Annotated in this window: 10 protein-coding genes and 1 pseudogene; 2 read left to right on the top strand and 9 right to left on the bottom strand. The window is 42.4% G+C overall.

Annotated elements, in window-relative coordinates; translation table 11 throughout:
• Nucleotides 1-468 precede the first annotated feature (468 nt).
• The 8 genes from GKO22_RS00500 to GKO22_RS00465 all read right to left on the bottom strand — a co-directional run bounded on the left by GKO22_RS00500 (nucleotide 469) and on the right by GKO22_RS00465 (nucleotide 8,924).
• The gene (locus GKO22_RS00500; RefSeq protein ID WP_240920075.1) at nucleotides 469-1,923 is read right to left on the bottom strand and encodes a TolC family protein; all 1,455 of its coding nucleotides are present in this window, start codon (nucleotides 1,921-1,923) and stop codon (nucleotides 469-471) included.
• 11 nt (nucleotides 1,924-1,934) lie between these two features.
• Nucleotides 1,935-3,296, bottom strand: a complete 1,362-nt coding sequence (locus GKO22_RS00495; protein WP_166332194.1) for an HlyD family secretion protein — start codon at nucleotides 3,294-3,296, stop codon at nucleotides 1,935-1,937.
• Nucleotides 3,286-4,287: an ABC transporter ATP-binding protein gene (locus GKO22_RS00490; RefSeq protein ID WP_166332193.1), complete on the bottom strand. Its 1,002-nt coding sequence runs from the start codon at nucleotides 4,285-4,287 to the stop codon at nucleotides 3,286-3,288. Before GKO22_RS00490 ends, GKO22_RS00495 begins: the two co-directional genes overlap by 11 nt.
• 208 nt (nucleotides 4,288-4,495) lie before the next feature.
• Entirely contained in the window at nucleotides 4,496-5,356 is an 861-nt protein-coding gene (locus GKO22_RS00485; RefSeq protein WP_166332192.1) for an alpha/beta hydrolase, read from the bottom strand.
• A gap of 193 nt (nucleotides 5,357-5,549) precedes the next feature.
• On the bottom strand, nucleotides 5,550-6,374 hold the full coding sequence (locus tag GKO22_RS00480) for an AMP nucleosidase (RefSeq protein WP_166332191.1): 825 nt from the start codon (nucleotides 6,372-6,374) through the stop codon (nucleotides 5,550-5,552).
• Nucleotides 6,375-6,442: 68 nt separating this feature from the next.
• Nucleotides 6,443-7,693, bottom strand: coding sequence for an ATP-dependent Clp protease ATP-binding subunit ClpX (clpX, locus tag GKO22_RS00475; protein WP_166332190.1), 1,251 nt, complete (start codon nucleotides 7,691-7,693; stop codon nucleotides 6,443-6,445).
• A 4-nt stretch (nucleotides 7,694-7,697) separates the two neighbouring features.
• Nucleotides 7,698-8,396 carry an ATP-dependent Clp endopeptidase proteolytic subunit ClpP gene (gene clpP / locus GKO22_RS00470; protein ID WP_166332189.1) on the bottom strand — a complete coding sequence of 233 codons (699 nt, stop codon included), beginning with the start codon at nucleotides 8,394-8,396 and terminating at the stop codon, nucleotides 7,698-7,700.
• 57 nt (nucleotides 8,397-8,453) lie between these two features.
• Nucleotides 8,454-8,924, bottom strand: a complete 471-nt coding sequence (locus GKO22_RS00465; RefSeq protein WP_166332188.1) for a type I restriction enzyme HsdR N-terminal domain-containing protein — start codon at nucleotides 8,922-8,924, stop codon at nucleotides 8,454-8,456.
• A gap of 83 nt (nucleotides 8,925-9,007) precedes the next feature.
• Between GKO22_RS00465 and holA the strand changes: the two genes are divergently transcribed.
• Nucleotides 9,008-10,015, top strand: coding sequence for a DNA polymerase III subunit delta (gene holA, locus GKO22_RS00460; protein WP_166332916.1), 1,008 nt, complete (start codon nucleotides 9,008-9,010; stop codon nucleotides 10,013-10,015).
• A gap of 26 nt (nucleotides 10,016-10,041) precedes the next feature.
• Nucleotides 10,042-10,614 carry a hypothetical protein gene (locus tag GKO22_RS00455; protein WP_166332187.1) on the top strand — a complete coding sequence of 191 codons (573 nt, stop codon included), beginning with the start codon at nucleotides 10,042-10,044 and terminating at the stop codon, nucleotides 10,612-10,614.
• A 92-nt stretch (nucleotides 10,615-10,706) separates the two neighbouring features.
• On the opposite strand, the pseudogene GKO22_RS00450 reads toward GKO22_RS00455, so the two are convergent.
• Nucleotides 10,707-13,764 (bottom strand): annotated as a pseudogene (locus GKO22_RS00450) (efflux RND transporter permease subunit).
• Nucleotides 13,765-13,790: the final 26 nt, after the last annotated feature.

Raw genomic sequence — 13,790 nt, 5'->3', positions numbered from 1 at the left:
TACTATTTGGATATAACGGATCATAGGTGCGATATTAGCTTGCTTTATAATGTAATATTACTGTCTTTAAGACAGTTGTTAATAAAAGTTGGGGCTGATATTTTTTTTTGTAGACAAAACGCTACAAGGTTTTTATTGTGAGGGGAATTATGATATTTGTTTCAACCTGATGTATTTAGTGAAAAATGTGCAATTTTATAGCAGATTACTTGAAAAAATGTGTTTTATGGACTTTTTTAAGTAGAATGTGATTTTGTTTGCGTCATCATTTATCGCATCATATCTTATCGACAACAACACAGATTGTAACGAAGAAAACCGATGGATAGAATGTATGAGCAAACTACATCAATATGAGCTACCTATGAGCGCTCTTGAAGCAACTATTTCGTAGGTGCACGAAAAGTTGTGTCGCATCGATTCAAATCTTCTGTAAATGAGCGTGAAATATACATACGGTTGCTCGTGCTACGGAGTATACTGCTCTGTAGTACGAGTACCAGCTTTGTAATACAAACCCGCTAATGCTTTTTGATACTCTGCTACAAGATTTTCGCGCTGGCGCTGCATATCTATGAGTGTGGTCTCCCGGTTATTGATGATGAATAAGGTGCTTTCTCCCAGCTCAAATTTCTGCAATTCGCCTGCCAGTAAAACCTCTTGATTGGCGATACTCTTTACTTGTAGTCTCAGTTGCTGTGTATACGCTGTGAGATCGTTATAGGTAGTATTGATATCATTGCGGATATTACGCCCTAAGATTACTTGATCGTAACGGAGCTGATCTTGCTGAATGCGCACTTCTCGTAATTTTCCACGCTCACCGCGCAAGAAAAGTGGGAAAGCAAAGGACATTCCCAGCTTATAATTGCCCCAGTTAAAGTCGTAAATGGATGGTATAGATTCACCGAAGTTGCGTCGGCTCGAAATTAGAGTTCCCGAAATATCCAACCGTGGCTTCAACATTTCGCGCCTGTATCGTTCTTCGATGCTCAGCTGTAGCCCTTTACTTTCTAACATTAACAATTCTGGATGTTGTTGTTCAGCCACTTCCAATAACTGCGATAAAAGTTGGGCATCAGCTGCTAAATCACTGATGTTTACGGCAGATGGTCGGGCTCGATCTGGTAACTCCACCGGTAGCTCTTCTGCATTCCAAAGATGATTGGATAAGATCAATTTTCTGTTGCGAAATTCGATGGCATATTTAGCTAATTGCATCTCTCGCTCTTGTAATGTAATAGCCGCTTCGACGGAGTCGATCGGTGGGCGATCTCCCAGAACAGTTTGTGCGCTAATGGCGCGAAATCGTGTGTCGGCTAGGCGAACTCCTTCTTCGAGCAATCGAAATTGCCGGTAGGCATAATACCAATCCCAGTAATCTGATACTGCTTGATACCAAAGACCATTAATTTGACGAACTTGGTCTGCCTCGGCATATTCCACCATGGCGCGCGCTTGCTTCAAGGTGTTTCTGCGACTATCAATTAGCAACCCTTGCCCCAGTGGAATGCTCAGACCGATACCAGAAAGACCATTATTAGATGTGCGACTTTGTGGATTGGTAAACATGCCTACATTACGATCATAACCTACCTTCAAATCAGCGCCCGCTAACCATAATGGTACTTTTAGTTCGCTGCTCCAGTCATTGTAATAATCCGTTTCCCCGAAATACTTATTCTGAAAATCAGCGTACAATGCTGGGTCAAATTTGCCTAATGCTTGCGTTACTGAAGCACGTGCCGACTCGCTTAATAAGTTAATTTGCTTTAAAACCGGGTGATTGCTGAATAAGAAATCTTCCAAATCTTGCAATGAAAATTCTTCCGTCAAAGATGCGGTAGTATCTGTCTGGCCGTAGGCCACAAAGCGAGCAGATGACGACATGCCAATAAGGATGAGTAGTATCAGTCTAATCATGATTATTGAAATTAATCTAAGGCGTGTCCGCCTTGTTCTTGTTCCAAACTAGGTGGAAAACCATTAAGTTGTCGCCAGATCTCATACCATAGTGGCACTGGGCCTAAGATAATCCGTGCATATACACCAGAGCCTACGCGTAACTGTATTGGCCAATCATCATCACCTTGAGGTACAGGTTGCGCTGGACGGATAAGCACGCGATATTTACCATTTTGGCTACTAACTTTGTCAATCACGGTCACACTTCCTGCGAATGTGCCCACAGCAACCGATGGCCATCCGGAAAATTGAATAGAAGGCCATCCGTCAAACTGAAGGCGTGTATCATTCTCTAACCCAATGAGCGGTACATCCATTGCATTTACGTAGATCTCGGCAGCCAGAACTGGTTTTTTGGATTGTAATGTAGCGACCGATTCACCTTCTTTGATTGTTTCTCCGATACCAGCCTTCAATGTTTTGACAATAAAACCATCTTGTGGTGCACGCACCACATACAATCCGCGGCGTACGTCAATATTGGCGATCTCATTTCTTAATTTCGAGATATCACCTCGTGCAGACGCCTTAGTAGATAGGGCCGATCCCAAATCTGATTGTGCTTTGGCCAAAGATTCATTATACCGCGCACGAATATTGTTCAATTCAATCTTGGAATTGATATAAGCTTGACGAGAATTGGATAATTTATTTTCTGCACTAATCACTTTGGCGCGATCGTTCTGTAAGTTCAATCGACGCGTCTCTATATCTGTTAGCGAAAACAAGCCATCACGATAGCCTTGCTCATAGCGCTCTAGTCTTGCTACGCTGGTTTCTAGAAAACTCTTGGTGGCCACAAGATCGGCACTGTCAATTTTTACGACGTTTCGCGCTTGTTCAACGGAGTTTGTTGCCGATTCCAATTGATATTGAAGCCCATTTCTCAATGCTGCGATCTGTGCTTCTGTCGCGATCATTTTCTGATCTGCAGCATCTTCGCTACTGCGTTTGGCTTCGAGTTGTTCGTCTAATCTAAGGGGTAATTCAGGGTCGAAATACATTTGTGCAATCTCGGAAACCACTAAAAGCGTATCTCCTTTTTTGACTTCGTCGCCATCTTTTACAGCCCAATGCTCGATTCTCCCGCCAATTTGGTTTTGGATAGTTTGAGGGCGGTCTTCCGGCCTCAGCGCAGAAATGGTGCCTCGCCCAGGAATCGTTTGCCGCCAAGGCAAGAACAATAATGCTAAGAATATAACGCCTGCGACCATGAGTACGCGTCCAATAAATATAGGGCCGCGGTTTGGGATCAGTTTCTCCTCGCTTTCTTTGGTTAAGTCGTGCCAGTTAACGACTTTAGGATCTACAGGTCTCAATCTAGTAGCCATAAGGTACAGCGTCCTCCTCTAACGCCAAATCTGTTACTGCACCTAGTTTTACACTACCCGTGAGCATGTCGAAAATCGTGTTTAGATTGGTGAAAAGCTTCTCGATAGCATAGCCTACTTGTACGATAAGTACTTCGGCAGCCACAAATTGTCCAAAGGTCATTTGTCGCTCTACGACAAAGTAGGATCCGAGCAAAAGCATAGATCCAAACAATAAGGTTCTTAGTATAAGGGAAGCACTAAAGAAGCGTTTAAGGATTCGAAAATGAGAATTTCGAGCGGTAAGATACTTACCCGTAATCATATCCGTGTCGGTAATGATTTCTTGCATTTTCGCTTTATCTCCTCGATATTCCTCGATATTAGCGGCCACATTTTCGAGATAAGCTACCGTCTCATACTTATGTTCCGATTCTTGTATGCTCGCACTTAGTCCATTACGATAATAAATAGCGATTACGATCGCAATAAGTGCGATAACGACTACACTAAGCACGATAAACAACGGGTGATAGAATGATAATAGCACCAAACTAGAGAAGATGGTCACCGCAGCAGCAATCAAATCGATTAATAATTTGATAATTCCTTTTTGAATCACAATGACATCGAAAAAACGATTCACTAATTCGACCGGATTTTTGTCTTCCAATTCCGAGGGTTGAATACGGGGTAAACGATAGGCAAACTCCAAAGAAGAACGTAGGAAAATTTTCTGTTCCAAATATTCTACTAAACTTAGCTGTCCTATCAATAGCAAGCCCGCCACGACGACACCTGTCAATACGAAAGCGATCAATATATAAGTCGAGCTGTACATGGCGCCGTTTGTCAAAAAGTTGAATACAGCAGATATTCCCAATGGTATGCTCAGACTAAATACGCCGATCACCACGGCGTATAAAAATATGTAATTGATGGTTTTCCGTTCTGGATGCAATAGCCTAAATAGCCTTTGCATCGGAGTAGGAGCTCCAGGTTTACTAGCCATAATTAGTAAATAAATAAAATGTTGTCAATCCCTTCTAATCGTGAAGAACCCTTTTCTGAATAGATGTAGCGATCATACAGAAGGTTCAGACTTTGCTTATTAAAGCAGTTCAGCATGTTACAAAAATAAAAATAAGATTAGAAATCTATCATTAAAGGGCCTGAACTTTGCGAATTATTGAAAATTTGACATTAATATTGGGAAATTTCTATTTGCCAAGGAATGTTTTGATTTTGTTAAATACATTTTCCATGTCTGGCGTAGAAATACTGTCTTTCACGCTATCATATGTGATGATTTCATGATCTACATTGTAAACAATCAGTCGTTTGGCAAACGCTTCTGCCTGACTAATTGGATATTTAGAGTTATTTGTGTCATGAATGATTAAAAATGATGGGCTCTTCGAAGAAATGTAATGAATAGGTGACGCATTTTCGTAAAGAGAAACTTGATTATGAGGGGCTTCCCCAATGTAAGCTTGTAAAGTGTATTTCATAGCAGGAGTAGCTTCATTATGTATAGCCAATAGATCAAATGCGCCAGAAAAAGCAATGCTGCCTTTTACTCGTGTTGATGTTTCTGCGCTCTTGAGCGCAAACAAGGTAGCCAATTGTGCGCCAGACTCTAAACCAGCCATGTAAGTATCTGTGGAGATCTGATAGGTATTTGCTTGCTCGTAAATGAAGTCCATCGCTTGCAAAATATCCATTTCAGCATCTTTTGCCGTTATGCTATTACTACCTGTAGCTAGACGGTGATTTAATGTGAATAAAGCATAATCTGCAAAATAAGCCTTCAATAGACCCACAGAATTATCATCAAGACCAACATCATCTTTATCGCCCGATGACCAATCCCCGGCATGCACGTATACAATTAATTTGGTATGATCTACGCTTCGTTTTGCCGGCAAGTATACGTCCATGCTTTGCAATGTATGTTCACCATATTTGACGTTGCGCAAAACCAGATCCTGATCCACGGGGTAATAGGCTATTACTTCCTCTTTTGTACAAGAAGTAATCAGGAATATGGTAGCAAATACAAGTAGTAGCGCACTTTTCATTGTGTTCAGGTCGAAACATAAAGCGTTGAATACGCTGTGTATCGAAACCTAAGTTACATGAAAAATATGAGATATGCAATTCAGGATTAGGTGGTTAGCTTAAAAAAAGTGCAAACGGATTGTTATCAACGACTTGCTGTCGGCAAGTTCATTGATACATCCGAGCGGTAGATGTTTGTTTTATTGTGCTGGGCTAGAATTGAAGGTGTTTTACCGTCAACCCGTTATTTATTAGCTGTTTGAGCGCGTCAATGCCTATGGTCATATGCTTCTCTACATATTTGGCAGTGACTGATACGTCTGACTGTGCCGTTTTTACGCCTTCGGGAATCATGGGCTGATCCGATACGAGTAGTAATGCGCCGGTGGGAATCTTATTGGCGAAGCCTACGCTAAATATGGTAGCAGTCTCCATATCCACACACATGGCACGAATCGCTTTTAGGTATTTCTTAAATACTTTATCGTGCTCCCACACCCGTCGGTTGGTAGTGTACACCGTGCCAGTCCAATAATCGGAAGAGTGGTCACGAATCGTAGTCGAGATCGCCTTTTGCAATGCAAAGGCTGGTAACGCTGGTACTTCTGGTGGGAAATAATCATTCGAGGTTCCTTCTCCACGGATGGCCGCAATAGGCAGTACTAAATCTCCAATGTTATTATTCTTCTTCAAACCACCTGCTTTCCCTAAAAATAACACTGCCTTTGGTTTGATCGCCGATAACAAATCCATGATGGTGGCCGCCATTGGGCTTCCCATTCCAAAATTGATGATCGTGATGCCGCCAGCGGTACAAGTCTGCATTGGTTTGTCCAGACCAAGAATAGGGGCGTGGTCGTTCATTTCGGAAAATATCTTCACGTAATTAGAGAAGTTCGTCAGCAATATATACTCGCCAAACTCTTCTAACGGTCTACCGGTGTATCTTGGCAGCCAGTTGATGACAATGTCCTCTTTGCTTTTAAGTCCGGGAATGACCGGTGAATTTTCAAGTTTTGATTTTTTGGTTTTGCTCATAGAGTCCTTTCATTTTTAAAAATATGATGTGAATAAAAACCCCCGCACTAGGGCGAGGGTTGAATGTCTTAAGCGACTTGCATCTTTTTGATATCCGATTTGGCTATCTTCTTCTTTGCGTAGTCGAGCGTGACATGTAACGTTTTCTCGCTTTCGTATTCTTTGCTGGTCGGTATTTCAAACATAGCATCGAGCATGATCGCTTCGCAAATACTTCGCAGTCCACGTGCTCCGAGCTTGAATTCCCAAGCTTTTTCGACAATGAAATCGAAAACTTCCGGCTCGAATTCTAGTTCGATGCCCTCGTATTCGAACAGTTTCGTGTACTGTTTCGTTAATGCGTTTTTAGGCTTCGTAAGGATACTCAACAAGGTTTCCTTATCCAATGGATCTAGATAGGTTAGTACCGGCAAGCGACCGATCAACTCTGGAATCAATCCGAAGTTCTTGAGATCCTGTGGCGTAATATACTTGTACAGGTTCTTCAAATCGATGTCTTGCTCATCATCCTTCATCTTGTAACCTACGGTCTGCGTACGCAAACGGTCGGCAATCTTCTTTTGGATACCATCAAAAGCACCACCACAGATAAATAGGATATTACTCGTGTTTACCGAGATCATTTTTTGATCGGGGTGTTTACGTCCGCCTTGCGGTGGTACATTAACATTCGTGCCTTCAAGTATTTTTAATAAAGCTTGCTGTACACCTTCGCCAGATACATCACGTGTGATGGAAGGATTGTCGCTCTTCCGCGCAATCTTGTCGATCTCATCAATGTAGATAATACCGCGCTCGGCTGCTGCCACATCGTAATCTGCGGCTTGCAACAATCGTGTAAGTATGCTCTCCACATCTTCGCCCACGTAACCTGCTTCTGTTAATACCGTGGCATCTACAATGCAGAATGGTACATTAAGAATTTTGGCAACGGTTTTGGCTAAAAGCGTTTTACCAGTACCGGTCTCGCCGACGACTATTAAGTTCGATTTTTCGATCTCGATCTCATCTGGATCCACCCGTTGATTTAATCTTTTGTAGTGATTGTATACCGCTACAGAAATTACTTTCTTCGCATCATCTTGTCCAATGACATATTGATCAAGATGCTCCTTGATCTCTACCGGTTTGATCAGCTTCAAGACCGTTTGCAAGTTTTTGCTCTTGCGTTGTTTTAGTTCTTCGGCGAGTATTTCGCTAGCCTGTTGTACACATCGATCGCAGATATGTGCGCCATCTCCGGCGATCAGCATCTGTGCCTCGCTTTTGCTTATACCGCAGAAAGAACAATGTATATCTTTTTGGTTCGACTTACTCATCTTTTTATTTAATTTCCTTTTTTGGCATCAAAATCTCATCGATCATACCATATTCTTTGGCTTCTGCCGAACGCATCCAGTAATCGCGATCCGAGGATTTCTCGACCCAGTCATACGTTTGTCCAGAGTGCTCTGCGATAATTTTGTATAGTTCTTCTTTCAACTTCAACATCTCTCTCAAGTTGATCTCCATATCAGAAGCCACACCTTGTGCACCACCAGAAGGTTGGTGAATCATCACGCGCGAATGGCGCAATGCCGCACGTTTTCCTTTCGCTCCAGCTACCAATAATACGGCTCCCATAGAAGCTGCCATACCAGTACAAATGGTCGCGACGTCTGGCGCGATATATTGCATGGTGTCATAAATACCCAAGCCTGCATAGACACTACCACCTGGTGAATTGATGTATATCTGTATGTCGCGTTGCGCATCTGTAGATTGCAAAAACAACAACTGCGCTTGTACAATGTTTGCCACTTGATCATTAATGGCATCGCCTAAGAAGATGATACGATCCATCATCAGACGAGAAAAAACATCCATTTGTGCGACGTTCATCTGACGCTCTTCAATAATGTAAGGCGTAAGATTGGTCGGGATATTGCTTTCTACACGACCTATGAAACTATCAACATGTTGGCTGCCTATACGATGATGCTTGATAGCATATTTTCTGAATTCGTTTTTATCAATATTCATATTCTTAACCTTTATCGGAATATTTGTGTTTTTTAAATTACGTATTATTTTCTGTTTTTACACACTTGGACTGATGCTTTTAAAATTGGGGAGCTCCTCCAAAAAAGTGAAATTCTTACGATCGAAGTCTATAGTACAATAATAATGCTCAATTCCATTACTGACTAAAAGTAATGGAATTTTGTGAACTTTATTATAATTCGCTATTTGATAAAAAGTTTTTTCGGAAATTTTGACAGTCGGAGCCTTAAACTCTGCCAACAAAATTTTCGAACCTGCCTTGTTATAAATAAGCAAGTCGCTTCGTTTTTGCAAGGTGTTCAGCACCAATCCGCCTTCCGTTTGCATGAGGCTTTTGGGGTAGTTCTTGTGGGTATATAGGTAGTGAATCCAATGTTGTCGTACCCATTCTTCTGGTGTGAGCACTATTTTTTTCTTCCTGAGCTCATCATACACATAGGTGCAATTCTCTCCTTTGGTAAGTTTTAATGAGCAGGGAGGAAGATTAAGTGGAATAGGTGCGAACATTTGCAAAAATACGGATAAACGGAGAAATCTACAACCGGATGGTTTGTGGTTAGCAGGCCGAGAAAAAGTTGTATTTTCGTACAGTGGATGTTAAAGCAATTTTAGGAGATATAAAACGCAAGCAGTACAGTCCCGTGTATTTGCTGCATGGAGATGAATCGCATTTTATTGATGTCGTGTCCGACGCTCTGGAAGATACCGTGCTGAATGATGCGCAAAAGGGATTTGACCAAACCATCTTGTATGGGAAGGAAACTGACTTTATGACGATCATCAATGTCGCGAAACGCTACCCGATGATGAGTGATTATCAGCTCGTACTGGTCAAGGAAGCGCAAAACTTAAAGTGGAAAGACGATGACCTGCTCCAAAAATATTTAGAAGCCCCAACGCCGACTACTATTCTGGTATTGGCACATAAGTATGGCTTGGTCGATAAACGGAAGAAAACCTATAAACTGCTGGATAAAGCCGGTGTTGTGCTGGAGTCTAAGAAACTCTATGATGATAAGGTAGCTCCTTGGATCGCTGAACAGTTTCAATCAGTAGGACGGAAAATACACCCACAGGCTTCGGCCTTGATGGCCGATTACTTGGGTACTGATCTTTCGAAAGTGGCCAATGAAATCGAAAAGCTCTTGCTGAATGTCCCTCTGGAAAAGGAAGTAACCGCAGAGGACATAGAACGAAATATCGGCATTAGTAAAGACTTCAACGTGTTTGAACTGAACACGGCGCTGACAAAAAAAAATGTATTCAAAGCTTTTCAGATTGTAGATTACTTTGCTGCTAATCCTAAATCTAACCCAATTCCGGTTGTGATTGGGTCGTTAGGTAGTTATTTTACCAAAGTATTGAAGTACCATTATCTGCCCGACAAATCTTCGCAAGCAGCGGCCAAGGAACTGGGCGTACATCCATTTTTTACGAAAGATTATGAGTTGGCGGCGCGTCATTACTCACGCCGAAAGACCTTCGATGTGATCAACGTGCTGAAGGATTATGACCTGAAGTCTAAAGGTATGCATGTAGGGCCAAATACCACACCGGGTGAACTGTTGCGCGAGCTGGTGTATAAAATATTGCATTAAGCCAAAATCAATGGGATGCCCAAGATATGAGAAATAGACTTTCATGGACGCTGTTGTTTAGCCTTTTGGTGCTGACCGCGTCAGCACAGACTTACTACTATTCGCAATTTCAGCTGGGTGGGCAATTTGGTGTGCGCAATCCGGGGTACGATGGCACTTTCAATGGTTATGCGGCACATTTTATCTTTGGATTAAACCTAAACGAGCGCGCTTTTGTCGGACTTGGTGTGGGCAATGAAACCTTCCGCGGCTCGTGTCAAAGTACAGATGCTACTGATCGAACGGCAGTTCGTCGCGATTATGATACCTATTTAATGCCTTTATTTATTGATGCGCGAATACCGGTGTCCTATCTCAGCGATCACTCTTGGATTGGGCTTTTAGGAAATGCTGGGTATGCACCACGCATAGGTCCGGTCTACGATCGCGGCTTTTTGTTTCGCGGCGGTTTGCTGTATGTATACGAAACGATGAGCAGGGCGAATTACACGATTTCGGCTTCTTACGGCTACCAAGAGTTGAATCGAAATGCGTTTGATCTACAGCGCAACTTTCAACATCAGCACTTGAGTATTTCTGTCGGGTTGATGTTGAAGTAGTAAAAAAATACCCAGCAAAGCTTCAGATTTGCTGGGTAGACTTAAATATTAACTTAGGCAAGGAACAGCGCTAAATCTGTCCTTTTTTACACTTAATGTGCACTTAGTTTACTTTTCTTTTCCTCGTCATAACCTGCTTCTAGTTCGGCTAATTTCTTTTTACCGTATGCAAGGCGTGTGATTATCACGAATAATACGGGTACTATAAATATAGCCAAAACGGTAGCTGCGGCCATACCACCAAAAACTGTCCAGCCGATCGTTTGTCGAGAAACAGCTCCGGCACCAGTAGATATCATTAATGGAATAATTCCGAGAATAAAGGCTAAGGATGTCATCACAATAGGGCGTAGACGTAGCTTAACAGCATCTAATGTGGCCTCGATCAGGTTCATGCCGATGTCCACACGTTCCTTAGCAAACTCTACAATTAGAATAGCATTTTTTGCTGCCAAACCAATAATGGTAATCAATCCGATCTGCGCAAAAATGTTGTTTTCGATGCTTGGCAGTAGTGTAAGTGCCAAAATAGATCCAAAAACTCCCAGCGGTACCGAAAGTAAGATCGAGAATGGTACCGACCAGCTTTCGTACAGTGCGGCTAGTAAAAGGAACACGAAGATTATACAGAGGGCAAACACCATGATGGTCTGCGATCCGGACTCTTTCTCTTGCAAAGAAGCTCCTGCATAACCGTACGAATAGCCTTCGGTTAGTACTTCTTGTGCGACTTCTTCCAACGCATTGAGCGCTTGTCCAGAACTATAACCTATTGCTGCGTCACCCATTACTTCGATCGAGCGATACAAATTGAAGTGGCTGACCATCGCCGGAGCTTGAACCAGTTCGTAGGACACTAGCGTAGAGATGGGTACAGGCAAACCTTGCTCATTCTTAACATATAGTTTTTTGAGATCTTCGATTTGCATTCTGTATGTTGTGTCCGCTTGAGATACCACTCTAAAATTACGTCCGTAAAGTGTAAAGTCATTGATATAGCTACTCCCCATGTAGGCCGATAAGGTAGTGTAGATACTCGAGATCGTTACACCCATTGCTTTCGCCTGCTCTCGCTTTACTTCTAGCTTATAATTAGGCGTATTTGTATTGAAAAGGGTATAAGCACGTGCGATCTCTGGTCTCTGATTTGCAGCAGCAATAAATTTGCGCGTCATCGCTTCGAAATCTTTGATGTCGGTACTTCGCTCATCTTGTATCATGATAGAAAAACCACCGGCCGAACCTAACCCTGGTATAGGAGGCGGTGTAGCAGCCATGACGCTAGCCTTATTGTATTTAGAAAACATGGCCATCACTTTTTCTAACACATCGTTATTCGTGACCGTTCGCTCGTTCCAAGGTTTCAGAAAGACGAAAAATGAACCATTATTAGGCTTCGCCGCACGATTCAAAATATTCATGCCCGAGATTTGCGTCATATATTGTATCTCGGGTATAGAATCGGTGATACGCTTTTGTATTTCCTCTAAAACCACATTTGTCCGAGCATTCGCAGAACCCTCTGGAAGCGTAATACCAATGAAGAATGAGCCATTATCTTCTTTTGGGATGAAACCAGTCGGTTTTTCAGCAAACATAAAACCAGTACCGACAAATATGCAGACCAGTATAATAAGTATTAGGGGAGTGGCTTTAATGGATTTTTGAACTCCCTTAGAATATTTATGTGTGACACTTTCGAACCATACGTTGAATTTGTAAAATAAACGATTCAGTCCTTTTGCATCTTTGCTTATCGCCGAGGGCTTCAGCATAATAGAACAAAGGGCGGGCGTAAGTGTCAGTGCGATAAAGGCTGATAACAATACAGATACAGCAATAGTTATGGCAAACTGCTGATACAATTGACCTAACATCCCTGGAATAAATCCTACTGGGATGAATACGGCGGCTAAAATCAAACCGATTGCTATGTTGCACCGCTTCGACCACCACGATGGCATCATCCACCACAATTCCAATAGCCAATACGAAGGCTAGCATGGTGAGGTTATTGATGGAGAATCCAAATAAATTGAAGAAGATAAACGTACCGATGATAGAGACAGGAATAGCAATTACAGGGATCAATGTGGCTCGCCAACTTTGTAAGAAGAAGAACACAACTACCGTCACTAAGATCAAAGCCTCTACCAACGTATGTAAAACAGATTCAATGGAAGCGTCTACAACGGAAACCGTTTCATAACTCACTACATAATCTACGTCGTTCGGAAATGATTTTTTCAATTGCTCCAAAGCGGCATATATACCGTCTGCTGTTTCTACGGCGTTACTACCAGGCATTTGGTTTATCATCATACCACTAGATGTAGTACCATTCACTTTTGTCGTCACGTTGTACATGAATTGGCCAAGCTCAACACGAGCCACATCTTTCAGTAAAACAAGCGATCCGTCCGCATTCGTTTTGATGATAATGTCTTCAAAATCTTCTTCTGTACTCAAATCACTATCCGTCACGATGGAATACTCGAAAACTTGTGAAGACAATTGTGGTTTACCGCCGACACTTCCACCCGGTATTCTTGAATTCTGCTCTTGAATCGCCGCGCTCACATCTTCTGGAGTAATTCCTAAGTTGGATAATTTATTGGCATCCAGCCAAACGCGCATAGCAAATGGTTGACCAAATGCCATCACATCACCCACACCTTTGACCCGCAAAATAGCTTCTCGCACGTATAGGTACGCATAGTTAGCCAAAAACTTGGGGTCGCGTGTGCCTTTCGGTGAAATCAGGTGCACCATCATCAATACGTCGGGATTGGCTTTTCTAGTGATAACTCCGAGTCTTCGTACGGTTTCTGGCAATACGGGTTCTGCAATACCCACGCGGTTCTGTACATCTAGTGTTGCAATGTCGATATCAGTACCTACTTCAAATGTTACTGTTATACGAGATGAACCATCTGACGTACTGTTTGACGACATGTAGAGCATGCCTGGCGTTCCGTTGATCTGACTTTCGATCGGTGTCGTCACTGTTTGCTCTACAGTCTGCGCATCAGCGCCTGTATATGTTGCCTGTACACTTACTGTTGGTGGTGCGATATTGGGATACTGACTAATCGGTAGCGTTATGATAGAGATCACTCCGATAATACAGATCAGTATGGATATTACCATCGCGGTAACAGGTCTTCGTATAAATA

The organism is Sphingobacterium chungjuense, assembly GCF_011316935.1.
GTDB lineage: Bacteria > Bacteroidota > Bacteroidia > Sphingobacteriales > Sphingobacteriaceae > Sphingobacterium > Sphingobacterium chungjuense.
The sequence above is the reverse complement of the archived record's forward strand: the minus strand, read 5'-3'. Positions and strand labels throughout refer to the sequence as shown.